At 46.2% G+C, this 23,295-nt stretch carries 37 protein-coding genes; 3 read left to right on the top strand and 34 right to left on the bottom strand.

Annotated features, from left to right (window positions below; all coding sequences use genetic code 11):
* The 25 genes from rpmD to dusA form a co-directional block, all read right to left on the bottom strand.
* The gene (gene rpmD / locus CWE08_RS09030; protein WP_007419213.1) at positions 1–183 is read right to left on the bottom strand and encodes a 50S ribosomal protein L30; all 183 of its coding nucleotides are present in this window, start codon (positions 181–183) and stop codon (positions 1–3) included.
* A 6-nt stretch (positions 184–189) separates the two neighbouring features.
* On the bottom strand, positions 190–690 hold the full coding sequence (gene rpsE, locus CWE08_RS09025; protein WP_126767658.1) for a 30S ribosomal protein S5: 501 nt from the start codon (positions 688–690) through the stop codon (positions 190–192).
* Positions 691–699: 9 nt separating this feature from the next.
* A complete protein-coding gene (gene rplR, locus CWE08_RS09020) occupies positions 700–1,053 on the bottom strand; it encodes a 50S ribosomal protein L18 (RefSeq protein ID WP_126767657.1) in 354 nt (117 codons plus the stop codon).
* Between the two features lie 9 nt (positions 1,054–1,062).
* Positions 1,063–1,596, bottom strand: coding sequence for a 50S ribosomal protein L6 (gene rplF, locus CWE08_RS09015; RefSeq protein WP_126767656.1), 534 nt, complete (start codon positions 1,594–1,596; stop codon positions 1,063–1,065).
* Positions 1,597–1,609: 13 nt separating this feature from the next.
* Positions 1,610–2,002, bottom strand: a complete 393-nt coding sequence (gene rpsH / locus CWE08_RS09010; protein ID WP_126767654.1) for a 30S ribosomal protein S8 — start codon at positions 2,000–2,002, stop codon at positions 1,610–1,612.
* A gap of 26 nt (positions 2,003–2,028) precedes the next feature.
* Positions 2,029–2,334, bottom strand: coding sequence for a 30S ribosomal protein S14 (rpsN, locus tag CWE08_RS09005; protein ID WP_007419218.1), 306 nt, complete (start codon positions 2,332–2,334; stop codon positions 2,029–2,031).
* A gap of 11 nt (positions 2,335–2,345) precedes the next feature.
* Positions 2,346–2,885 (bottom strand): 50S ribosomal protein L5, encoded by a 540-nt coding sequence (gene rplE / locus CWE08_RS09000; protein WP_007419219.1) that lies wholly within the window; start codon positions 2,883–2,885, stop codon positions 2,346–2,348.
* 19 nt (positions 2,886–2,904) lie between these two features.
* Entirely contained in the window at positions 2,905–3,219 is a 315-nt protein-coding gene (rplX, locus tag CWE08_RS08995) for a 50S ribosomal protein L24 (RefSeq protein WP_126767653.1), read from the bottom strand.
* Between the two features lie 10 nt (positions 3,220–3,229).
* Positions 3,230–3,598 (bottom strand): 50S ribosomal protein L14, encoded by a 369-nt coding sequence (gene rplN / locus CWE08_RS08990; RefSeq protein WP_007419221.1) that lies wholly within the window; start codon positions 3,596–3,598, stop codon positions 3,230–3,232.
* A gap of 192 nt (positions 3,599–3,790) precedes the next feature.
* On the bottom strand, positions 3,791–5,080 hold the full coding sequence (locus CWE08_RS08985; protein ID WP_126767651.1) for a porin family protein: 1,290 nt from the start codon (positions 5,078–5,080) through the stop codon (positions 3,791–3,793).
* A 161-nt stretch (positions 5,081–5,241) separates the two neighbouring features.
* Positions 5,242–5,505, bottom strand: coding sequence for a 30S ribosomal protein S17 (gene rpsQ, locus CWE08_RS08980; RefSeq protein ID WP_126767650.1), 264 nt, complete (start codon positions 5,503–5,505; stop codon positions 5,242–5,244).
* Positions 5,505–5,696 (bottom strand): 50S ribosomal protein L29, encoded by a 192-nt coding sequence (gene rpmC / locus CWE08_RS08975; RefSeq protein ID WP_126767648.1) that lies wholly within the window; start codon positions 5,694–5,696, stop codon positions 5,505–5,507. The genes rpsQ and rpmC overlap by 1 nt, the downstream gene beginning before the upstream one ends.
* A complete protein-coding gene (rplP, locus tag CWE08_RS08970; protein WP_126767646.1) occupies positions 5,696–6,109 on the bottom strand; it encodes a 50S ribosomal protein L16 in 414 nt (137 codons plus the stop codon). Before rplP ends, rpmC begins: the two co-directional genes overlap by 1 nt.
* An 11-nt stretch (positions 6,110–6,120) precedes the next feature.
* The gene (gene rpsC, locus CWE08_RS08965; RefSeq protein WP_007419226.1) at positions 6,121–6,810 is read right to left on the bottom strand and encodes a 30S ribosomal protein S3; all 690 of its coding nucleotides are present in this window, start codon (positions 6,808–6,810) and stop codon (positions 6,121–6,123) included.
* A gap of 10 nt (positions 6,811–6,820) precedes the next feature.
* Entirely contained in the window at positions 6,821–7,153 is a 333-nt protein-coding gene (rplV, locus tag CWE08_RS08960) for a 50S ribosomal protein L22 (protein WP_007419227.1), read from the bottom strand.
* 12 nt (positions 7,154–7,165) lie between these two features.
* Positions 7,166–7,444, bottom strand: a complete 279-nt coding sequence (rpsS, locus tag CWE08_RS08955) for a 30S ribosomal protein S19 (protein ID WP_007419228.1) — start codon at positions 7,442–7,444, stop codon at positions 7,166–7,168.
* A gap of 18 nt (positions 7,445–7,462) precedes the next feature.
* The gene (rplB, locus tag CWE08_RS08950) at positions 7,463–8,287 is read right to left on the bottom strand and encodes a 50S ribosomal protein L2 (protein ID WP_126767645.1); all 825 of its coding nucleotides are present in this window, start codon (positions 8,285–8,287) and stop codon (positions 7,463–7,465) included.
* 17 nt (positions 8,288–8,304) lie between these two features.
* A complete protein-coding gene (gene rplW / locus CWE08_RS08945) occupies positions 8,305–8,607 on the bottom strand; it encodes a 50S ribosomal protein L23 (RefSeq protein ID WP_126767643.1) in 303 nt (100 codons plus the stop codon).
* The gene (gene rplD, locus CWE08_RS08940) at positions 8,604–9,209 is read right to left on the bottom strand and encodes a 50S ribosomal protein L4 (protein WP_126767642.1); all 606 of its coding nucleotides are present in this window, start codon (positions 9,207–9,209) and stop codon (positions 8,604–8,606) included. The genes rplW and rplD overlap by 4 nt, the downstream gene beginning before the upstream one ends.
* Positions 9,210–9,227: 18 nt before the next feature.
* The gene (gene rplC / locus CWE08_RS08935; protein ID WP_126767640.1) at positions 9,228–9,866 is read right to left on the bottom strand and encodes a 50S ribosomal protein L3; all 639 of its coding nucleotides are present in this window, start codon (positions 9,864–9,866) and stop codon (positions 9,228–9,230) included.
* Positions 9,867–9,901: 35 nt separating this feature from the next.
* Entirely contained in the window at positions 9,902–10,213 is a 312-nt protein-coding gene (rpsJ, locus tag CWE08_RS08930) for a 30S ribosomal protein S10 (protein WP_007419233.1), read from the bottom strand.
* A 300-nt stretch (positions 10,214–10,513) separates the two neighbouring features.
* The gene (locus CWE08_RS08925) at positions 10,514–11,125 is read right to left on the bottom strand and encodes a DUF6445 family protein (protein WP_126767639.1); all 612 of its coding nucleotides are present in this window, start codon (positions 11,123–11,125) and stop codon (positions 10,514–10,516) included.
* Between the two features lie 133 nt (positions 11,126–11,258).
* Positions 11,259–12,467 carry a dipeptidase gene (locus CWE08_RS08920; protein WP_198677139.1) on the bottom strand — a complete coding sequence of 403 codons (1,209 nt, stop codon included), beginning with the start codon at positions 12,465–12,467 and terminating at the stop codon, positions 11,259–11,261.
* A gap of 208 nt (positions 12,468–12,675) precedes the next feature.
* The gene (locus tag CWE08_RS08915) at positions 12,676–13,095 is read right to left on the bottom strand and encodes a VOC family protein (protein ID WP_126767637.1); all 420 of its coding nucleotides are present in this window, start codon (positions 13,093–13,095) and stop codon (positions 12,676–12,678) included.
* A gap of 18 nt (positions 13,096–13,113) precedes the next feature.
* Positions 13,114–14,103 carry a tRNA dihydrouridine(20/20a) synthase DusA gene (dusA, locus tag CWE08_RS08910; protein ID WP_126767636.1) on the bottom strand — a complete coding sequence of 330 codons (990 nt, stop codon included), beginning with the start codon at positions 14,101–14,103 and terminating at the stop codon, positions 13,114–13,116.
* 213 nt (positions 14,104–14,316) lie between these two features.
* Between dusA and zur the strand changes: the two genes are divergently transcribed.
* Entirely contained in the window at positions 14,317–14,766 is a 450-nt protein-coding gene (zur, locus tag CWE08_RS08905) for a zinc uptake transcriptional repressor Zur (RefSeq protein ID WP_126767634.1), read from the top strand.
* Positions 14,767–14,776: 10 nt separating this feature from the next.
* Here the strand turns inward: zur and alr are convergent, their stop codons facing one another.
* The 9 genes from alr to rnr form a co-directional block, all read right to left on the bottom strand.
* Complete coding sequence (gene alr / locus CWE08_RS08900) at positions 14,777–15,871, bottom strand: alanine racemase (RefSeq protein ID WP_126767633.1); 1,095 nt, start codon at positions 15,869–15,871, stop codon at positions 14,777–14,779.
* 31 nt (positions 15,872–15,902) lie between these two features.
* Complete coding sequence (gene dnaB, locus CWE08_RS08895) at positions 15,903–17,300, bottom strand: replicative DNA helicase (RefSeq protein WP_126767631.1); 1,398 nt, start codon at positions 17,298–17,300, stop codon at positions 15,903–15,905.
* A gap of 107 nt (positions 17,301–17,407) precedes the next feature.
* Positions 17,408–17,860, bottom strand: coding sequence for a 50S ribosomal protein L9 (gene rplI / locus CWE08_RS08890; RefSeq protein WP_126767629.1), 453 nt, complete (start codon positions 17,858–17,860; stop codon positions 17,408–17,410).
* Between the two features lie 14 nt (positions 17,861–17,874).
* The gene (gene rpsR / locus CWE08_RS08885) at positions 17,875–18,102 is read right to left on the bottom strand and encodes a 30S ribosomal protein S18 (RefSeq protein WP_007419241.1); all 228 of its coding nucleotides are present in this window, start codon (positions 18,100–18,102) and stop codon (positions 17,875–17,877) included.
* A 12-nt stretch (positions 18,103–18,114) separates the two neighbouring features.
* Positions 18,115–18,444, bottom strand: a complete 330-nt coding sequence (priB, locus tag CWE08_RS08880) for a primosomal replication protein N (RefSeq protein ID WP_126767628.1) — start codon at positions 18,442–18,444, stop codon at positions 18,115–18,117.
* Positions 18,444–18,815: a 30S ribosomal protein S6 gene (gene rpsF, locus CWE08_RS08875; RefSeq protein ID WP_126767626.1), complete on the bottom strand. Its 372-nt coding sequence runs from the start codon at positions 18,813–18,815 to the stop codon at positions 18,444–18,446. Before rpsF ends, priB begins: the two co-directional genes overlap by 1 nt.
* Positions 18,816–18,936: 121 nt before the next feature.
* Entirely contained in the window at positions 18,937–19,347 is a 411-nt protein-coding gene (locus CWE08_RS08870) for a hypothetical protein (protein ID WP_126767624.1), read from the bottom strand.
* Between the two features lie 10 nt (positions 19,348–19,357).
* Positions 19,358–20,107, bottom strand: a complete 750-nt coding sequence (gene rlmB, locus CWE08_RS08865; protein ID WP_126767623.1) for a 23S rRNA (guanosine(2251)-2'-O)-methyltransferase RlmB — start codon at positions 20,105–20,107, stop codon at positions 19,358–19,360.
* Positions 20,104–22,476 carry a ribonuclease R gene (rnr, locus tag CWE08_RS08860; RefSeq protein ID WP_126767621.1) on the bottom strand — a complete coding sequence of 791 codons (2,373 nt, stop codon included), beginning with the start codon at positions 22,474–22,476 and terminating at the stop codon, positions 20,104–20,106. Before rnr ends, rlmB begins: the two co-directional genes overlap by 4 nt.
* Before the next feature lie 203 nt (positions 22,477–22,679).
* Between rnr and CWE08_RS12320 the strand changes: the two genes are divergently transcribed.
* Both CWE08_RS12320 and CWE08_RS08855 read left to right on the top strand, forming a co-directional pair.
* The gene (locus CWE08_RS12320) at positions 22,680–22,916 is read left to right on the top strand and encodes a DUF885 family protein (protein WP_241973873.1); all 237 of its coding nucleotides are present in this window, start codon (positions 22,680–22,682) and stop codon (positions 22,914–22,916) included.
* The gene (locus CWE08_RS08855) at positions 22,876–23,292 is read left to right on the top strand and encodes a DUF885 family protein (RefSeq protein WP_241973872.1); all 417 of its coding nucleotides are present in this window, start codon (positions 22,876–22,878) and stop codon (positions 23,290–23,292) included. The genes CWE08_RS12320 and CWE08_RS08855 overlap by 41 nt, the downstream gene beginning before the upstream one ends.
* The last annotated feature ends 3 nt before the right edge of the window (positions 23,293–23,295 follow it).

Here is a 23,295-nt window from a genome sequence, read left to right as displayed (position 1 = left end):
TTACTCCTCTACCTTAACCATGTAGTTAACCCGGTTAACCATACCGCGAACTGAAGGTGTATCTTCCAATTCGACAGTGTGATTAATCCGGCGCAGACCCAAACCTACTAGTGTTGCACGGTGCTTCGGTAAACGACCGATTGCACTTTTAGTTTGAGTTACTTTTATAGTCTTCTTAGCCATTGTTCACTACCCCGCAATTTCAGCAACAGATAGGCCGCGCTTAGCTGCAATTTGCCCAGGTGAGTTCATAGACTCAAGAGCTTTAATTGTTGCACGAACTACGTTGATTGGGTTGGTTGAACCGTAAGCTTTTGACAGAACGTTATGCACGCCAGCAACTTCTAATACAGCACGCATTGCACCACCGGCAATGATACCTGTACCTTCAGAAGCAGGTTGCATATACACATTCGAGCCAGAATGACGACCTTTAACAGGGTGTTGCAACGTGCCATGGGTTAACTCTACAGTTACCATGTTGCGACGTGCTTTTTCCATCGCTTTTTGGATAGCAGCTGGTACTTCACGTGCCTTGCCATAACCAAAACCGATTTTACCCTGGCCATCACCTACCACAGTTAGCGCCGTGAAGCTAAAGATGCGACCACCTTTAACAACTTTAGAGACGCGGTTTACTGTGATGAGCTTTTCCATCATTTCACCGTTTTGAGCTTCATGATTTGCCATTTTCGTCTCCTAGAACTGCAGCCCTGCTTCACGAGCAGCATCTGCCAGTGCAGCAACACGACCATGGTATTTGAAGCCGCTACGATCGAAAGAAACGGTTTCAACACCTTTTTCTTTACCACGTTCAGCAATCAATTTACCGACGAATTTAGCGGCTTCCACGTTACCCGTGTTTTTCACCTGCTCACGAATCGAACCTTCAGCTGTTGAAGCTGTGGCAAGCACTTGCGCGCCGCCGGTTGCGATCAATTGAGCATAGATGTGCCGCGGGGTACGGTGGACCACCAAACGGGTTCCACCCAACTCTTGAATTTTCTTACGTGCGCGAGTAGCACGACGTAAGCGAGCTGCTTTCTTGTCCATCGTATTACCCTATTTTTTCTTGGCTTCTTTACGGCGCACTTGCTCGTCGCTGTAACGTACGCCTTTACCTTTGTAAGGTTCTGGTTTCCGATACGAACGAATATTAGCAGCAACCTGACCTACCAGTTGCTTATCAGCGCCCTTCACTACAACCTCAGTTTGCGTTGGAGTTTCAACAGTAACACCTGCTGGAACATCAAATACAACTGGATGAGAGAAGCCTAGGCTTAGATTCAGTTTGCTACCTTGAGCTTGCGCACGATAACCAACACCAACTAGTGTTAATTTACGAACGAAGCCTTGGGTAACCCCTAATACCATATTATTCAACAGGGCACGTGCAGTACCGGCTTGTGCAATAGCATTCGCCATACCTTCACGAGGAACCGTTAGCAATTCTTGATCTGCAGTTGTGATTTCAACTGCGTCATTGAAAGTGCGAACTAATGTTCCCTGACTACCCTTAACTGTTACTTCCTGGCCGTTTAATGCAACATCAACGCCGGCAGGGATTGCAACTGGTGCCTTAGCAACGCGTGACATATCCTACCCTCCGTTATGCTACATACCCGATGATTTCACCACCAAGACCCGCACTACGTGCAGCTCGGTCGGTCATCAGGCCTTTCGACGTGGAAACAACTGCGATACCGAGACCACCCATTACTTTAGGTAGTTCGTTACGCTTCTTATAAATACGCAGACCTGGACGACTTACACGTTGAATAGATTCGATAACAGGCTTGCCTTCGAAGTATTTCAAGGTGATTTCCAGTTCTGGTTTAACGCCAGATTCTGTTTTAAACCCGCTGATGTAACCCTCGTCTTGCAGAACTTTAGCTATTGCTTCTTTCTGCTTCGAGCCCGGCATTACCACAGCAACTTTATTCGCAGACTGAGCGTTGCGAATGCGAGTAAACATATCCGCAATTGGATCTTGCATGCTCATTTTTGCTTTCTCCCGTGATTGGTGGCTTACCAGCTAGCTTTTTTCAAGCCAGGAATTTCACCGCGCATAGCTTTTTCACGAACCTTAATACGGCTCATGCCAAACTTACGCAGCACACCATGTGGACGACCAGTCACTCGACAACGGTTACGTTGACGTGAACGACTGGAATCACGAGGAAGCTTCTGCAATTCCAGAACTGCTTCCCAGCGCTGTTCATCACTGGACGCTGGATTGCTAATAGTAGCTTTAAGTGCGCGGCGTTTCTCAGCGAATTTAGCAGCTAACTGCTGACGCTTGAGTTCGCGCATTTTCATAGAAACTTTTGCCATAACTCTACACCTTACTTTTTAAACGGGAAGTTAAAGGCAGACAACAGCGCGCGAGCTTCATCATCGCTCTTTGCACTGGTAGTGATCGTAATATCCAAGCCACGTACCCGATCAACTTTGTCATAGTCAATTTCTGGGAAAATGATTTGTTCACGAACGCCCATGCTGTAGTTCCCGCGACCGTCAAAAGACTTCGGGTTTAAACCACGAAAGTCGCGAATCCGAGGAATCGCAATAGAGATCAGTCTCTGCAGGAAGTCCCACATGTGCTCACCGCGTAAAGTTACTTTGCAACCAATCGGGAAGCCTTCACGGATCTTGAAGCCTGCAACAGATTTTCGAGCATTAGTACGGATAACCTTTTGACCAGAAATCGCTTCTAGGTCAGCTACCGCGTTGTCGAGAATCTTTTTGTCAGTTAATGCTTCACCAACACCCATATTGAGTGTGATTTTTTCAATCCGAGGGACTTGCATGACACTGGTGTAGCTGAACTGTTTCATCAGTTCAGGAACTACAGTCTCTTTGTAAAAATCATGCAGTTTCGCCATCGTATTCTCCAAATTTCAATTAGATGATTTCATTATTTGATTTAAAGACACGTAATTTCTTACCGTCTTCGAATCTGAAACCAACTCGATCTGCTGTGCCAGTCGCAGAGTTGAAGATTGCCACGTTAGAAACATGAATAGAGGCTTCTTTTTCAATAATGCCACCTGGTTCATTCAAAGCCGGGTTTGGCTTTTGATGTTTCTTAATTACGTTAACGCCTTCTACAACTACGCGATTATTGTCAGTCAGGACAGATAGCACTTTTCCGCGCTTACCTTTGTCTTTACCTGCTAACACAACCACTTCGTCATCACGTCTGATTTTTGCCGCCATTATAGACTCCTTATAGTACTTCTGGCGCCAGTGAAATAATCTTCATAAATTGCTCACCGCGCAATTCACGAGTCACTGGTCCAAAGATACGGGTGCCAATTGGCTGTGAATTGTTGTTCAAAATCACAGCTGCATTGCGGTCAAAACGGATAACAGAGCCGTCTTGCCGACGGACGCCTTTCCGGGTGCGAACCACCACCGCGTTGTAAACATCGCCTTTCTTCACCTTGCCACGAGGAATTGCTTCCTTCACTGACACTTTGATGATGTCGCCGATGTTTGCGTAACGGCGGTGCGAACCACCTAGAACCTTAATACATTGTACGCTGCGTGCGCCGGAGTTGTCGGCCACGTCCAGCATAGTTTGCATCTGGATCATCTCAGTGCTCCGCTTGAGTTAGTAAACCAGACTCTCCCGAGTCCAAATAACTTCTTTCAAACACAAGAAAGAAGACCCATATTAAAAGGGCGCGAAATTGTAACAGATAGATTTTATAAATGATAGGGGAATTTAGAGAAAAGAAGGGGTTTGGGCTGCTGAAATTAGCGAATCAGCAGCCCAAATTAGCTATTAAAAATAATACCCAAAGTTTATATTAAAACGAGTGTTCGTGCTACCACCATCAACGCCAGTAGAACCACCCACGAACGGTTGGTTCTTTGCTGATGCCAAATCAACATAGGTATACACACCACCTGCACTAATGGCCATGCCCAATACATTCATAACAGTATCGTCATCTAACCCTGTTTTATTGGTCATCACGCTTAGATTATTATAAAACTCAATATTGCTAATAGGGCCGATATCAACAGGCATACTGTAAGCAATGTTGGCCGTGTATAAGTCAGCGCTAGTTGGCATTGTATCGTAATACGCGTAGGCACCAACAATCACACCCTCATTGTCGATATCGAAATCATAGTCGTAAGTGCTATATTGCGCTTGAAACTTCCATGGCCCGGTATGGTATAAGGCGTGTAAACCAAAGTTTTTCCGGTCACCGATGTTCCGATCACCATCATTAAAGCTCCCATACTGGCCAGAAACGCCCACCTCTACCATGCGGTCATTTCCCAAATCCCACTTGTGCGCAATTCGTGTCATCAGAGTGTTATTTTCACTGGCAAGTGAAGTTGGGTCGTCGAACGTTCCTTCTCCAGGGAGGCGAAGGCCAACTACATCATAGTTATACCGGTCTGCAGAACTTCTCACCGAGCCCGTAACGCCACCAAGTTCATCATTTAAGATAAATGCAAAATCAAGATCCCAAGTATCTGTTCTTTTCAAAAACCGAACACCAGAGCCTGGATTATCTTCCATACCAACGTAGAAGTTAGTACTGAAAAAATAATTCTGCGAGTTATAAGGCATGATACCAAACGGCTGAATAACCACACCTACTTGCCCTTGCCATTCATCGGTAAAGTTGTAGCCGAAAAATGCATGCCGTAGTGATTCCATATATTCAAACCACCGATACTGCGCAGAGAGTATGACATCGCCCATTTTGCCGTTAACATCGAGCCGAAAGATATCAAAGTCTAAATCACCACCACGGCTTCTTTGTGCGTCATCGTAATCGGTAACAACATATTGAAAACGAACGGCACCACCAAAAGAGATTCCGTCTTCGCTATCATCTGAGCTCGCTTCCTCGGTGACCTCTTCCTCACTCTCAACATTATTTCTTAATGCCGCATTTTCCCGCTTTACTACTCTTATTTCTTCTTCGAGAGCTTGGATTCGTTCTTCGAGCGTTTTTTCCTGAGCTTCGCTTTCTTGTGCATTAATTGACCCTGCATTCAATACACCAAACATAGCTAAAGGGAGAACGCTTAATGATTTTTTTACCAGCATAAATACTCCTTTGAATAAGAAACCGCAGAGTTTCAAGTAATTAAGTATAGTAACACATTTGATTTTCGCCAAAAACCCAGAAACCTAAAGCTTCTTTTTTGTTTTTCGGCAAAAAAAAACGGCCCCTCAGGGCCGCTTTCACGGGCGTTTCCGCCTACGGATTAAATTTCAGAGCTACGTTCAAGAACTTCAACCAAAGCCCATGATTTAGTTTTTGATACCGGGCGAGTTTCCCGAATCGATACTAAATCACCTTCTTTGCTTGTGTTTTCTTCATCGTGAGCGTGAACTTTAGTGGTCCGCTTGATGTACTTACCGTATAACGGATGCTTAACCTTGCGCTCAATCGCCACAACGATAGATTTATCCATCTTGTCGCTGATCACACGGCCTTGCAAAGTACGGATAGTATTTGCTTCACTCATTACGCATCTGCCTTCTCATTAAGCACTGTTTTTACTCGTGCGATATCTTTACGCACTTGTCTTAACAGGTGAGTCTGATTCATTTGGCCAGTGGCTGCTTGCATCCGCAAATTAAATTGCTCGCGCAATAAACCCAAAAGCTCTTGATTCAGCTCTTCAACGCTTTTTGCTTTCAGTTCGCTTGCTTTCATCACATCACCGTCCGAATAACAAAGGTTGTTTTGAATGGCAGTTTGGCAGCCGCTAATTTGAATGCCTCACGTGCCAGCTCTTCTGATACACCATCAATCTCGTATAAAACGCGACCTGGTTGAATCTGAGCAACCCAGTATTCTACGTTACCCTTACCTTTACCCATCCGCACTTCAAGAGGCTTCTTGGTAATTGGCTTATCAGGGAAAACGCGAATCCAAATTTTACCTTGACGTTTAACATGACGTGTCATCGCACGACGGGCAGCTTCGATCTGACGCGCAGTCATACGACCGCGTTCAGTAGCCTTAAGGCCATAAGTACCGAAGCTAACTTTGTTACCCGATTGCGCTAGGCCGCGGTTACGGCCTGTGTGTACCTTACGGAATTTCGTACGCTTAGGTTGTAACATGATGCTTCTCCTTACTTACGACCTTTGCCGCGCTTGTTAGCCGCCGGCTTTTCTTCAGCTACTACTGGCATACCGCCAAGTACTTCGCCTTTGAAAACCCAAACCTTCACGCCAATGATACCGTAAGTAGTTGCTGCTTCAGCAGTAGCATAATCGATATCGGCACGCAATGTGTGCAACGGCACACGGCCTTCACGATACCATTCAGTACGTGCGATTTCAGCACCACCGAGACGGCCGCTAACTTCTACTTTAATACCCTTGGCACCTAGGCGCATTGCATTTTGAACTGCGCGCTTCATAGCACGACGGAACATTACACGGCGCTCAAGCTGACCTGCGATGTTTTCAGCAACTAGCTGAGCATCAAGCTCAGGCTTACGCACTTCTGAAATATTAATCTGAGCAGGAACACCTGTCAGCTTAGCAATTTCTTGACGCAGCTTCTCAACATCTTCGCCTTTCTTACCGATCACCACGCCTGGACGAGCTGTGTGAATAGTCACACGAACGCTTTTGGCTGGACGCTCGATAACGATACGTGATACTGACGCACCTTTCAGTTTCTCTTTAAGGAACAAACGTACCTTGTGATCACTGTGTAGGTTGTCAGCGAAATCCTTGGACTCCGCGAACCAGGTAGCATTATATGGCTTGGTGATACCTAGGCGAATACCATTAGGATGTACTTTCTGACCCATAACTTATCTCCTAGCTATCCGAAACAACCACAGTAATGTGGCTGGTGCGCTTCAAGATACGATCCGCACGGCCTTTGGCCCGCGGCTTGATTCGCTTCATCGTTGGACCTTCGTCGATCATGATGGCTGAAACTTTCAACTCATCAATATCGGCACCTTCGTTGTGCTCTGCATTTGCAATTGCTGATTCAAGAACTTTCTTGATCAACGTAGCGGCTTTCTTCGGACTATAAGCCAGAGTTTCAAGCGCTTTTGCAACAGACTCGCCACGAATCTGGTCAGCAACCAGACGACCTTTCTGTGGAGAAAGGCGGGCAAATTTATGTTTAGCAATAGCTTCCATTGTATTCACCTCTTACCGTTTCTTCGTTTTCTTATCAGCAGCATGGCCGCGATAAGTGCGAGTTGGAGCGAATTCGCCTAGCTTGTGACCAATCATTTCTTCTGAAACGAATACTGGTACATGCTGACGACCGTTATGAACAGCGATGGTCAAACCAATCATATCTGGAATGATCATTGAACGACGGGACCAAGTTTTAATTGGTTTCTTTTCCCCGCTTTCCATCGCTTTCTCCACCTTCTTAAGTAGGTGAAGGTCAATAAATGGACCTTTTTTAAGAGAACGTGGCATTTTAAAACCCCTTGCCTATTACTTAGTGCGACGACGCACGATGTACTTGCTAGTACGCTTATTCTTACGAGTTTTGTAACCCTTCGTAGGAACACCCCATGGAGATACCGGATGACGGCCTCCAGAAGTCCGGCCTTCACCACCACCATGTGGGTGATCAACCGGGTTCATTGCAACACCACGAACTGTTGGACGAACACCACGCCAGCGAGTAGCACCGGCTTTACCGAGCTGCTTAAGCATGTGTTCAGCATTACCAACTTCGCCGATGGTTGCGCGACATTCAGAGAGGATCTTACGAACTTCACCTGAGCGAAGACGTACAGTTACATACATGCCATCACGAGCTAGAAGCTGTACCGAGGCACCTGCTGAACGAGCCAGCTGCGCACCTTTACCAGGCTTCATTTCGATTGCATGAATCACAGAACCTACTGGAATGTTGCGTAACGGTAAGGTGTTACCTGGTTTAATTGGAGCGTCAGAACCTGAAGCTACTTTATCACCAGCAGTAAGGCCTTTAGGGGCCAAAATGTAACGACGTTCACCATCTGCATACAAAACAAGAGCAATATTTGCTGACCGGTTAGGATCATATTCAATACGCTCTACAGTTGCTGGAATACCGTCTTTGGTACGTTTGAAATCAACCAAACGATAGTGATGCTTATGACCACCACCAATGTGACGAACGGTAATCCGGCCATTATTGTTACGGCCACCATTCTTGCTATTTTTCTCTAGCAACGGGGCATAAGGCTTGCCTTTGTACAGGTCTTGGCCAACGACTTTTACGACGTGACGACGACCTGGGGACGTAGGCTTACATTTAACAACAGCCATCTTGATAATCCTCCTGTTTACTCAGCGCCGCCGACGAAATCGATGTCAGCACCTTCACCCAAGGACACGTAAGCTTTTTTCCAATCGCTCCGTTTACCTGTGCGCATACCAAAACGCTTAGTTTTACCTTTCACGTTTAAAGTACGTACGCCGGTTACTTCGACTTCGAATAGTTTCTCAACCGCAGCTTTGATTTCTGATTTAGTTGCATCGGTAGCTACCTTGAAAACCACAGTGTTTTGGTTTTCAGCGGCCATAGTTGCCTTTTCAGAAACGTGAGGTGCCAGAATTACTTTCAGCAAACGTTCTTCGCGCATCATAATAATGTCTCCTCAAGCTGCTTAACTGCGTCCGCAGTGAACAGAACTTTATCAAACGCGATTAAGCTAACCGGATCGATACCCTGTACATCACGAACATCAACTTTGTGCAGGTTGCGTGAAGCTAGGAACAAATTCTCATCAAGATCTTTGGTGATGATAAGAACGTCGTTCAATTCCATATCTTTCAACTTAGCAACCAACTGCTTGGTTTTTGGCGAATCAATACCGAAGCTTTCAACCACGATCAAACGATCTTGGCGAACTAACTCAGATAAGATGCTCTTAAGAGCTCCACGGTACATCTTCTTGTTTACTTTTTGCTCATGGCTCTGCGGCTTCGCTGCAAAAGTTACACCACCAGAACGCCAGATTGGGCTACGAATAGTACCCGCACGAGCACGACCAGTACCCTTCTGGCGCCATGGCTTTTTGCCACCACCAGAAACTTCTGAACGTGTTTTCTGAGCTTTACTACCTTGACGTGCGCCTGCTGCATAGGCAACTACTACCTGATGCACCAAAGCTTCATTGTATTCACGTCCAAAGGTAGCTTCGGAAACTTCAAGAGCGCCTTTCGCGTCTTTTAATGCTAATTCCATCACTAATCTCCTCAGACGTTACGCTTTGACCGCAGGCTTAACGATTACGTTGCCACCGGAAGCTCCAGGGACAGCACCTTTAACCAAGATCAAGTTGCGCTCTGCGTCAACACGGACGACTTCAAGGGACTGAACAGTAATCTGTTTGTTACCCATTTGGCCGGCCATTTTCTTACCTTTAAATACTTTACCAGGTGACTGGTTTTGACCGATAGAACCTGGAGCACGGTGCGACAAAGAGTTACCATGAGTCGCGTCTTGCATGCTGAAATTCCAGCGTTTTACGGTACCAGCGAAACCTTTACCTTTTGACGTGCCAGTGACGTCAACGAGTTTAGTGTCCGCGAAAATATCTACAGTCAGCTCAGATCCAACCGCAAATTCCGCACCTTCATTTTCATTCAGGCGGAATTCCCATAAACCGCGACCAGCTTCTACGCCAGCTTTGGCGAAGTGACCAGCCATTGGCTTGGTTACACGGTTGGTTTTCTTGCTGCCAGTAGTCACTTGAAGTGCTTGGTAACCATCAGTGTCTAAAGTTTTCACTTGAGTCACACGGTTTGCCAATACTTCGATCACAGTCACAGGAACTGAAGCGCCATCTTCTTGAAAGATGCGAGTCATTCCTACTTTCCGACCGACTAGACCAATAGCCATTGTTAAAACCTCTTATCTAGAATCTTGTTTCTCACTTAGCCCAGGCTGATTTGTACGTCAACACCAGCAGCCAAGTCCAAACGCATCAAAGCATCAACAGTTTTTTCTGTTGGCTCGATAATATCGATAAGACGCTTGTGGGTGCGGATCTCGTACTGATCACGGGCGTCTTTGTTCACGTGCGGAGAAATCAGCACGGTGAAACGTTCTTTGCGCGTAGGAAGTGGAATTGGACCACGAACCTGTGCACCGGTACGTTTCGCTGTATCTACGATTTCCGCTGTAGACTGATCGATCAATCGGTGATCGAAAGCTTTCAAGCGAATTCGAATTCTTTGACCAGACATAAATCAAAGCCTCATATAAAGAGCATTTAAAAAAGAGCATAAAAAAACTCGCCTCTTGAACAACCCTAGGGTTGAAAGAGGAAGTGATTTTAACCACCGTTCGACCCCCAATCGGGGCCGCTGTAGCAATGTTTCATTAATGAAAAGCTATGTTTCGCGCTTCACTAAGAACATTGATATATTACTTACGCCTTTTAAAGCGTGGGCGAGATTATACAGAGACATCTTGCGAAGTCAAATATATTCACCCTTTCGTATTTCATTTTAACGCTACAACCCACATAGCAGTGGCTTCTTTTACTAAGCGCGAGCTGATTTGAAAAACATCAAATAAACTAAGCGCCCGTTTTCTATGGAATCACCAAATGATTCCCCGGCGGTATGCCACAACCATGGACGAAGTAAGATTAACCGATTAAAGCGCATCGGCACCCTCATCGTCATCTCCCACTTAGAGTCATCAACAGAATCGCGTTCAAGTAAATCAGCAACCCATTTCTTTCCCGAGCTCACACCAAATCGCTGCATAGCTTCTTGATCATTGTATGGCGCACGCTCAGTATTAGTTTCTATGTGCCGAAAAAACTCTGTACCACCTTGGCAATCTTCGTCATTACTTAGATACAAGATCCCAGACCAGTGCGAAGCGTCAACATGTACCTTTGCTTTACCGATATCGGTTTCTAAAGCAATTCGGCACTTCCCATGAGCTTGATCGCTATCCATCGCAACCAGAGGCTCTCCAACAATACGCGATACTTCATTCGTGAGGCCTTCAAGATTAATTCGCTCTACGGAGTTTCTCCCAGGATAAGGGCCTTGAACCTCAGGGTAAGTAAGCTTCAAGGCTGTTTCACGAAGCCCTTTAGCATTATTAAAAAAATCATCGACAACAATTAATGATGTTGGCATAACAATACGAACTCTATTTTTATGAATGACTTGTCGGTTTTGGCTAGTTTGCTGATTCTATATAACCAGTAAACCGGTGTAACAGAGCCAAGCCAGCAACCGACACGCAAAAATTATCGAATCTAACTCATGTTTAATTGTTCGCGGCCGCAAAAGCCTCTGCAGCACGCCAAACTCGGATGGTATTCCCGAACAAGATTTTATCAATATCTTCTTCTGAATAATTTCTATCCAACAAACCTTGAATCAAGTTTGGAAAAGTACGTACGTCTTTCAAGCCTACCGGTAATGTATCACCGACACCATCGTAATCCGAACCGATCCCCACATGCTCCACACCCACCAAATCAACGATATGATCGATGTGATCAAGTACATCTGTTAATGTAGCGAATGGATAAGGGTTCTCTTCCCGCATTTTTGTTATCTCAGCCTGAGCTCTGGCGGTTCCTTCACCCAGCCGCTCATTGATTTCACGAGTTAGGCGCTGAATGCGAGCCCGGTGCTGATTTGCTCTGGTAGTAACAAAAGTAGAACCAAACGTTACCTGAATCACACCATCATTCTCAGCAAGTGCTTTGATCATCTCATCGTTCATGTTTCTCTGCCAGCCAGGCGTAAATTTCCGCGCTGAAGAGTGAGTAGCAATTACCGGAACTTGTGTAATTTCTAGCACATCATAAAATGCTTTATCCGATATATGCGATACATCAACCATCATACCAATTCGGTTCATTTCTACTACTAGCTCTTTACCGAAGGGGCTGAGCCCTCCCCAAGTGTTTCGGATATCATAAGAAGAATCTGAAATATGGTTATCTTCTGAATGCGCCAAAGTAATGTAGCGAACTCCCCGCTCAAAGAAATGATGCAGATTTGCAATCTCGCCCTCTATTGGCGCACCGTTTTCCATTCCCATAGCCAAAGACATTAAACCCGCTTCTTTATGAGCAAAAAGATCATCGGCTGAATGGGGTATCGCGAACTTTTCAGGCGCCCGATAAACCAAAGCCTCCATGAAATCGATTAGATGATTAGCTAAGGTATAGGCGCCATTATCCTCATAGCTTGAAGGGATATAAATGGCCATAAAAGGTGCATTAAGCCCACCAGAAACAGCACGCTCATAATCAAAATCGCCGCGCTCTGTTGCTTTACTCACATCTTCCCAATCATTTATTAGCCGATACGGCACGTCAATATGGGTGTCTATAATCATTGATTCCTGAGCGATTCGAATAGCTCGTTCGCTAGCCGTAACTTCGGTAGCATGAGCATTCACACCCAACCCAAAAACAGCAGCCAAAAGCGCGGTAGCAGAAAAGCTGGTTATTTTGTTCATCTATTCAATCCCATTTTAATTATTATCGGAGCGTACGTTTGACGATAACAAACAAGCCGTTCGCGCGCCAGTTGTTGATTATTTTGAGCTTTTTGTTAAGGGCTCGAAATGCCATTTCTAAAGGGAGTATGTTCGAATAAACGCATGATCTTCGTGCCGCTTTCGCACACCTTTAGCTAGGTTACAAGCTGAAACAACATTCAGCGTTTTACCAGCTGCCCGTATTTTCCATTGATACCCATGGCTCTTCCGGAGCGAGCGCATCACCTTTTTGTAATAGCTCAATAGAAATGCCATCTGGAGAGCGCACAAACGCCATATGACCATCACGCGGCGGACGATTGATAGTAACGCCCATGGCCTGCAGGTGCGCGCAAATTTCGTAAATATTTTCAACACGAAACGCTAGGTGGCCAAAGTTACGCCCACCCTCATAGGTTTCAGGATCCCAATTGTAGGTGAGCTCAAGCTCTGCCTCTGGGCTTTCCGGTGCCGCCAAAAATATCAGAGTAAACCGCCCTTTCGGCACCTCTTTTCGCCGTACCTCTTGCAGGCCTAAACCTTCACAAAAAAATTGTAGAGAGCTATCGATATCGCTTACGCGAATCATAGTATGTAGGTACTTCATAACCACCTCAGTTATCTATTAATGTTGCTCTAATTGCGCATGTTCAGCCACCCGCGCATATTCACTATCAATAATTTCTTTTGCTTTAAATAACGGTGCCGCATCATTAGCTCTTGGCCCAAGTTCACTCAAGGTTCTACGCCACTGCCGCGCGCCAGGGCAATTTTGGTAAAGCCCCAGCATATGCCGTGCTACATGCCAGAAACGCCCACCAGCCGCGATGTGCTCTTCAATGTAAGTAGCCATATTCGCAATCACTATTTCTTTTTCTGGTAAAGCGGCTGCCGGGTTATAGAGGCTATCAACTTCGGCCAGTAACCATGGGTTAGCATAAGCTGCTCGCCCCAGCATCACACCGTCAACATGCTGTAAGTGCTCTTTAGCTTCTTGTAACGAATTTACACCACCATTTAAGTGTACCTGCAAAGCCGGATAATCCTGCTTCACTTGATAAACTCTTGCATAGTTTAATGGTGGTACTTCGCGATTCTCTTTCGGGCTTAAGCCGCTTAACCATGCCTTGCGCGCATGTAAAATCACCCGCGGGCAATCAACCGCAACTAGAGGCTCTATTAAAGCTTGTAAAAATTCATAGCTATCAAAATCATCGATTCCCAAGCGTGTTTTCACCGTTATCGGGATCTCTGGTGCCGCATCTTGCATTGCTCGCACACATTCTGCCACCAGCAATGGCTCGGCCATTAAACATGCCCCGAAACTACCATTTTGCACTCGGTCCGAGGGGCATCCTACATTCAAATTAACCTCATCGTAACCGCGCTCAGCCGCTAATTTTGCACAGGCCGCCAAATGTTCAGGGTTACTCCCGCCAAGCTGCAAAGCCACAGGGTGTTCAGATTCGTTGTATGCTAGAAAATCCTGTTTACCATGAATAATTGCGCCTGTTGTTATCATTTCGGTATACAACAAGGCGTGCTGTGATATTTGTCGGTGAAAGAATCGACAGTGACGGTCGGTCCAATCCAGCATCGGGGCAACAGAAATCATGAATTACTCCTAAAAATTGAACCGCTATTTTACGTTATTTAAGAAAAAAACGACAGCGAAGGGCTCTCATTCCGCCCTTCCTCTTCCCTGATTGCAAAAGAAAACGTATGCTTTACCCACATGTATTTAGTGTTTCTCACCTATTTGATATGAGTTCTGGCTCCTTTAAAGCCTTTACTAATGATTAGCACGGTGTAAACGATAGGCAACGTAATGCAAAAATCAGCAACAGAGCAATTATTAAAACGAGCAGAAGTAATGTGCCAGCGGCGCGGTGTGCGGATGACACCAACTCGGCGTGAGGTGTTCGCAATTCTCACTGAACAAGAAGGGGCTGTGGGAGCTTATGATTTATTGGATTTACTGAAAGCAGAAGTGCCAAACGCGAAGCCGCCTACTATCTATCGAGCCTTAGAATTCTTACAAAGCCAAGGTTTTGTTCACAAAGTATCGTCGTCGAACAGTTATGTTTTATGTTCACATTTTGAGAAGCAACACCCAGTACAAATGCTCATTTGCACTCATTGCGGTAATGTACAAGAAATCCACTCTTCAGGCGTTCATCAGGCCTTTGTTGAGCAGGCTGAAAAAGAAGGCTTCACGGTACAGCAGCAAACTGTAGAGGCGCTTGGCATTTGTAGTAACTGCCAGCATAGCCAATAGTAGGCTTGAGTTAATCGAGATAATCCAGTTGAACGCGACGAGCAACGTTACATAATAATTCGTAGGGAATAGTTCCCACCGCTGCGGCAACTTCTTCAACTGGCAGTTCAGTTCCCCATAGTTGTGCCGTATCGCCCAGGTTTATTGTTAGCTCAGCCCCCAAATCAATGGTAATCATATCCATCGCCACTCTACCCACCATAGGGTAGCATTTACCGCGCACCCAAACTGGCGTACCCTCGGGAGCGTGTCTTGGATAGCCATCACCATATCCAATCGCCACAATGCCGATGTAAGTGTCTTTTCCAGGCGCCCAAGAGGCACCATAGCCAACCGGTTCACCCGCTTTAATGCGGCGTATCGATATTACACTCGCCTGCAAATTCATTACCGCTTGTAAATGATGATCTCGGCCGGTCTTTCCACTGAATGGGCTCACACCGTAAAGCGATAAACCAGGCCGCACCCAATCATATTCTGGCCCAACCGCCGCGAGCAGCGCAGCACTATTTGCTATCGAGGTATTCTCTTTCGGGTGTTCCGCCGTAACTTCAGCAAATGTAGCCAATTGCTTGCGGTTTTGCTCGTGTTTAGGTTCATCCGCACAAGCCAAATGGCTCATTAAAATAGGTAGGCCAGTTACATGCGGCATAGCCACTAAGCGCTTATAGCAGCTTTCCACTTCCTCTGGCTCAACGCCCAAGCGGTGCATGCCCGTATCAATTTTCAACCACACTTGCAGAGGATCAGAGAGGTTTTTGGCCTGCTCTAATTGTGTTAGTTGATGAACATTGTGAATTACCGGCTGAATACCACTCGCGGCTAAAACCGGAATTTGTTCAGGCGAAAAAAAGCCTTCAAGCAATACGATTGGCCCAGAGATACCCGCATTCCTTAACTGTAACGCCTCATCAACTCGAGCAACGCCAATAGCGTCAATACCCGCAAGAACTTGAGCAATTCGAATTAAACCATGGCCATAGGCATTCGCTTTCAAAATGCCAAGTATACGCCTTCCACCAGCGCGCTCACGAATCACACTGATATTATGCCGCAGTGCTTGTAAGTTAATCGTTGCCCAGGCTGGCCGCATAGTATCCGCCATTTATGCTCTCTCAATAATTTGGCGATGCCGATTAATAATCATCATCAAGCTGCTCACCGCTGTAGTTATCAAAGCGAGAATATTGGCCGTGGAACATTAATTTGATGCGGCCAATAGGGCCATTCCGTTGTTTGCCGATGATAATCTCACCCAGCCCTTGGTCATTCGAATCTGGGTGATACACCTCATCTCGATAAATGAACATAATCAAATCAGCATCTTGTTCTATCGAGCCTGATTCCCGTAAATCTGAGTTCACAGGACGCTTATCCGAACGTTGCTCCAGCGAGCGATTAAGCTGAGAAAGTGCTACAACTGGACACTTCAATTCTTTCGCTAGCGCTTTCAAAGAGCGAGATATTTCAGCGATCTCCAAGGTTCTATTTTCGGACAACCCAGGCACTGTCATCAACTGCAAGTAATCCACCATGATCATGCTCACGCCCTTGTGCTCTTTGGCAATTCGCCGAGCGCGTGAACGCACCTCCGTTGGTGTCAGCCCTGAGCTATCGTCGACATAAAGCTTCGCACGTTCTTTAAGAACGATCATCGTAGAAGTAATGCGATCCCAATCTTTATCATCAAGCTGACCCGTGCGCACTCTCGTTTGATCTACCCGGCTTAACGATGCCAGCATCCGCATCATAATCTGTTCGGCAGGCATTTCTAAGCTAAATACCACAACCGGCTTTTCTTCGTGCATCATCGCATGTTCAACTAAGTTCATGGCGAAAGTGGTTTTACCCATGGATGGGCGTGCCGCAACGATAATCAAATCTGACGGCTGTAAGCCGGCGGTTTTCTTGTCCAAATCGTGAAAGCCAGTAGAAACGCCGGTTACGCCACTGAAGTTTGCCTGCTGGCTGAGGTATTCTATTCTATCAAGGGTTTTATCGAGAATACCGATTAAGCCTTGGGGGCCCTCATCACTGCTACTGCGCTTTTCAGCAATTTGAAAAACATGCTGCTCGGCAAAATCCAACAATTGCTTACTATCACGCCCCTGCGGGTCAAAGCCTGCTTCCGCGATTTGATTAGCCACACCAATCATTTCCCGCACTAAAGCGCGCTCGCGAACAATATCGGCATACGCCAAAATATTTGCCGAACTAGGTGTGTTTTTTTGGATTTCGAGAAGATAAGCAGCGCCGCCAGCACGATCGAGTTCATCGTTAAGTTCTAGGCGCTCGGAAAGTGTAACGAAATCAACTGGCTTACCCTCTTCACTCAAACGTGCCATGGCGCCAAAAATAAAACGATGGGATAACAAATAGAAATCGTCTTGAATAACGCGCTCGGCAACGTTATCCCATGCTTCATTATCAAGCATCAAGCCGCCTAACACAGATTGCTCTGCTTCAATTGAGTGCGGAGGCGTTTTTAACGCATCGAGCTTTGCATCCGATGATTTTTTATTATTAGTGGCCACAATATTCCATTCATACGCTTGGTGAGAAGAATCATTGATGATACACAGCCCATAAAAAAAAAGCAGCACCTAAGGTGCTGCTTTTCATGTTAAGAGAGATGAATCTCTTACTCGCTCGCTTCTACCTTTAAGGTAATAGCGGCAAGTACGTCTGCATGAAGTTGTAGTTCGATTTCAAACTCGCCAGTTTCACGAATAGTTCCGTGTGGCATCAAAATCTCACTCTTCTCAACTGCAGCGCCAGCAGCGGTAACTGCATCAGCGATATCACGCGTACCGATTGAACCGAACAACTTACCTTCATCACCTGCTTTCGAAGTGATAACGATAGCGCTCATTGCATTGATCGCTTCTGCACGTTCTTCAGCGGCTTTCAGTTCAGCAGCTAATTTAGCTTCTAACTCTGCACGGCGCTGTTCGAACATTTCGATGTTTGCTTTGTTCGCTGGAACGGCTTTGCCTTTCGGGAACAAGAAGTTCCGAGCGTAGCCTGATTTCACGTTTACTTGGTCGCCTAGGCTACCCAAATTTGCAACTTTATCTAATAAGATAACATTCATCGTTCAAATCTCCTTTACTTGTGGCCATCAGTGTATGGCAGCAAGCTCAGGTAACGAGCACGCTTAATTGCACGGGCTAGCTGACGCTGATACTTTGCTGAAGTACCGGTAATACGGCTTGGAACGATCTTACCAGTTTCAGTGATATAGTTTTTCAACGTAGCGATATCTTTGTAATCGATTTCTTTTACGCCTTCTGCCTTGAAGCGGCAGAACTTACGACGACGGAAAAAACGAGCCATGGTGTTCTCCTGTTAAACCTGTTTTATGTTCTGAGCATGAAGAACTAAGCGTGGAATTCCATTTGCGTTTTCATGACGCTGAATGAAACCCGTTACTTCTATTTCACTACCCAGAGAAATTTTCGTTGACCAAGATTCTGCCCAATCACCGCTAACCACTACCTGAATTCTTGCATAACACTGTCGTGTTAAATCTGCTTCTTGCTGCATCGAACGATGTTCGAGGGCGAGAAGAAGATGAGAAACTCCGGCCGGGCTGCGTTTCATTCGTGGTGGCTTTACTATACTACCGCGAATAATTAACTGGTTAATGGCAGAACCCTGAGCTGTTGTAGCTGACATCACTCAGCAGATTCAGTCTCTTCAGCTTTCGCATCACGACGATCTTCACGCTCTTTTGGCTTACCAAAAGGTGAAGGTTCGTTGATCGCTTCGTCTTTACGCATAACCAGGCTGCGTAGAACCGCATCGTTGTAGCGGAAAGTAGTTTCTAACTCATCAATCACATCTGAAGAAGCTTCAACATTCAAAAGAACGTAGTGGGCTTTATGCAGCTTGTTAATTGGATAGGCTAGTTGGCGACGGCCCCAATCTTCTACACGGTGAATAGTACCGCCGTTAGAAGTAATAGTTTCGCTGTAACGCTCAACCATACCTGGAACTTGTTCACTCTGGTCCGGATGAACCATAAATACGATTTCATAATGACGCATAATTGCTCCTTATGGATTAAAGCCTAGGTTCAGCTCAGCCCGGCTGACATGTAGGCAAGGAACTTGAAATTAACTTTAAATAGTTAGTTGGGCTGATTCAAGCCGGCGAATTGTACGCGAACTAACCAGCGATAACAAGGCCTGATAATGCGTTATTTACCAGTGTAAACACTTTTCCTGAGAGGCTTAAGGCAACCTCCGCTGGGCCTTCCACCACAATGGGTTGACCACCAACAGAAGCGATTATCTTAATGTTGTCGTTATCAATGCGTTGGATATTTATCACTACCGTTGTGATGGCTTCATCGCTTTGAGTGGTTGCTAAACGGTACTCGTGGTGAGTTTTCATGCGATACAGGATGTCATCAGCGATGCGCTTTTGCATCCGATCACTCTCGGTATATTCCATTTCCAACCCAATTGGTGGGCGAAACTGCCCTTCAGATAGGTTTGTGGAACCGAACCAAGACATCACCGCGAACAGCAACACAGCTACACCGATCAACAGCAAAGGTAAGATTTTCTTCAACACAGCTAAAGCCTTATTTCGCGGCGTTTCGTTGCCGTACAACTTCGAACAAACATACACCAGCCGCAACTGACACATTCAAGCTACTCACGGTTCCTGCAAGTGGAATGGCGATTAAATCATCACACAATTCACGCGTGAGCCTGCGCATCCCAGCGCCTTCAGCACCCATCACTAAGGCTACAGGGCCGATAAACTTGTTTTCATATAAGGTTGCCGTGGCTTCGCCCGCGGTACCGGTAACCCAAACGCCTTCATCTTTTAAAATACGAATCGCCCGAGCCAAGTTCGTAGCTGTAACTAAAGGCACAATTTCCGCCGCGCCGCTTGCTACTTTACGCACCGTAGCATTCAAGCTTGCGGCTCTATCTTTGGGCACAATTACTGCAGTCACCGCGGCCGCATCAGCGGTGCGTAAACATGCACCTAAGTTGTGCGGATCAGTTACTTGGTCGAGCACTAGAAACAAAGCTTTTTGCCCGGCTTTTTGCGCCAGCTCTGGCAAATCATTTTCTTGATACACTCGACCCGGCGTTACAATCAGCAACACCCCTTGATGAGTGCCTTCCTGTACCCGATCATCAAGGGTTTTACGTTGGCAAAACTGCGGCCGAACCCCAGCCTGACGAGCCGCTTTCACAATCTCTTGAATTGCCGGATCATCGCGATCTTTTTGGACAAATAATTCTAATGCTCGCTCGGGCGCATGTTGTAACAAAGCACTTACCGAATGGATACCAAATACACTTTCACTTTTACTCATCGCGAACGTTTCTTCCTAGTTGCAGATTTCTTTCCAGATTTGGGCTTCCCACTGGCTTTACCAGCAGGCTTTTTACTACTACTCGTGCCTCTAGCTTTGGGTTTTCCACGGCCTCGGTTTTTATTTGCACCGCCTCCGGGCCCGCGTTTTTCTGAATGCTTTTGCTTAACACGACGTTTCGGCGCCAACGCATCCGAGGTTTGCTCTACGTGCAGCAACTCGAAATCAATTTTCCGCTCATCCAAATTCACAGCGGCTACTTTCACACGCGCTTTGTCACCCAAGCGATAAACACTGCCACTCGATTCACCGATCAAAAGGTGGCGCTCAGCATCAAAATGGTAATACTCACTCTTCAAGTTCGAGATATGCACCAAGCCATCAATCATGTAATCGCTTAAGCGCACAAACAAACCAAAATTAGTTACTGCCGAAATAACCCCCTCGAATTCATCACCTACATGATCTTGCATGAATTCACATTTCAACCACTCATCAACCTGACGAGTAGCTTCATCGGCACGTCGTTCTGTTTGCGAGCAATGAGGGCCTAGTTCTGCTAACTGCTTCGGTTCATAGTGATGGGCCCCCTCTAAACCCGGCATTCCGGGGTGTTTCTTGGCCAGAATACGTTTAATTTCTCGGTGTAACACCAAATCGGGGTAGCGGCGAATAGGTGAGGTAAAATGCGCATATGCTTTCAATGCTAAGCCGAAATGGCCGCGGTTTTCTACGGTGTATATGGCTTGCTGTAAAGAGCGCAGTAACATGGTTTGAATTAGTTCTTTATCTGGCCGCTCAGCCACTTGCTTGAGCACCTCACCAAAATCAGCAGGCGCAGGCTCATCGCGCATCGGCATCGTGAGGCCCATTTCCCCGAGTACCATGCGAAATGCCATTAAGCGATCTTCATCGGGTAAATCATGCACGCGAAATAGCGCCGCACCTTTGTTCTTTTCTACAAAGTTGGCCGTAGCCACATTCGCCATGATCATACATTCTTCAATCAACATGTGAGCTTGATTGCGATGAACTGGCTCTATCCGTTCAATCTTTCGTTCAGCATTGAAAATAAATCGAGTTTCTACTGTGTCAAAATCAATCGCCCCACGGCGCTCTCTGCTGGCACGCAAAACCTTGTATAATTTTTGAAGATTTTCAATATGCGGAACTACGGCGTGATATTCGCTACGAAGCTCCTTATCACCGTCTAAAATAGCAGCTACTTTTGTATAAGTGAGGCGCGCGTGAGAGTTCATCAAGGCCGGATAGAAACTCGATTCTAGTAATTTTCCACGCGGGCCGATTACCATTTCGGCCACCATGCATAATCTATCAACTTGCGGATTCAGCGAGCACAAACCATTCGAAAGTGCTTCTGGCAACATTGGTATTACATGATTTGGGAAATACACCGAGTTACCTCGGCTCAGCGCTTCACGATCGAGCCCGTTACCCGGCCTTACGTAATGGCTAACATCAGCAATAGCTACCCACAAGCGATAACCTTTGTCATCCGGTTGGCAGAACACAGCGTCATCAAAATCGCGTGCATCTTCACCATCAATAGTTACCAGCGGTAAGCGGCGCAGATCAACCCGGCCTTTTTTATCGGCATCCGGCACTTCTGCTGGAATTGATTTTGCCTCTTGCTCTACCGCTGCTGGCCATTCGTGAGGAATATTGTGCTCGCGAATCGCCACTTCGATCTCCATACCAGGCGCCATGTGGTCGCCGATAATTTCTACTATTTTCGCTAGGGGCGATGAACGTCGGCTTGGCCGAGAAATAATCTCCGCAACCACAATCTGACCATGCCGAGCACCATTAGTGTGCTCTGGCTGAATAATTAAATCTTGGCTAACCCGCGTATCATCGGGCACCACAAGCGCAATACCATTTTCAAAGAAATAACGACCAACAATTTGCCGAACTTCGTCGTTTAGTGTTCTTACTATCCTACCTTCTTTGCGCCCTTTCGCATCAGCAGTGCCAGCTTTAACTAACACCCGGTCACCGTGCATCACGGTTTGCATCTGATGAAATGGTAGAAACAAATCTGGCCCACCTTCATCTAAACGCACAAAGCCAAAACCATCACGATGCCCAATAACTTCGCCTTTCTGCAAATCCATGCGCTCAGGTAAACCATAAGAATCGTTGCGGGTATATACGAGTTGGCCATCGCGTTCCATTGCCCGCAGCCGCCTTTTCACCCCAATGTGCTGCCGCTCATCGGTTAATTTAAAATGGCTTAACATATCCTGGTAGGCTACCGGCTTAAGCGCATTTTTAACCACTTCTAACATTTCATCCCGAGAAGGAATTTCAACATCATGTTGTGGTTGCTCTGGGGTGTTTTCATTCATTTTGCTAATAATATGTTCTCTTCTTTTTAATGTTGTATCACTGATAACTCTTAAATTGAGTACAGCTCTTGATAGCACCTATTCGAGGTCGTTTTTTTCTTCGAAATAGCGCTTTAAGTTTCAGTATAACTTTGCTTACCAGTATATCACTGTGTTGACTTTTTAGATAATAGCGATATTTCGCCTTTGCAATAGCTGCCTTGATGCTGCCTGAACTGCCGCCCATGCAATTAACCATGCTTGGCCGAAAAGACCAGTACGACCGCCTGAACGACTTTAGTGCCGAAGAAATTCATCGCATCGGCATCGATGAGGTAGCACGGATTCAAGAAGAAATGCGCGCTATTCAAGAGCGCGTTGGTTTTACCGGTAGCCTTCAGGAATTTTTTGATTTTGTTCGTGCCGACGAACAATTCCTATACCCGAATACATCGGGATGATTATTCTGATTTTTGCCGCTTAACTGCGGAAATTTGGCGCGCGGTGCGTTTGGTTGTCGATACCGGCATGCTTGCACTCGGTTGGAATGAAGATGAAGCTGTAGCCTACTTCCTTGAAAACACGCCCATTACGGAGGGCTCTGTGCGGGCAGAAGTGCAACGCTATTTAGTAATGCCAGGGCAAGCTACGGCTTATAAAATAGGTATGCTGAGAATCCAAGAATTACGTGCCCAAGCAGAAGCTGAGCTTGGTGACCGCTTCGATATCCGAGCCTTTCACGATACTGTATTAGGCGGTGGTTCTTTACCCTTACCCATCCTTGAGCAGCGGATTAATCAATGGATCGAGGCCGTAAATGACGGCCTCGGTGAATAACTC

Source organism: Aliidiomarina iranensis (assembly GCF_003987135.1).
Classification (GTDB): Bacteria; Pseudomonadota; Gammaproteobacteria; order Enterobacterales; family Alteromonadaceae; genus Aliidiomarina; species Aliidiomarina iranensis.
Note: the sequence above shows the minus strand (reverse complement) of the source record. Positions and strands in the feature narration are given on the sequence as shown.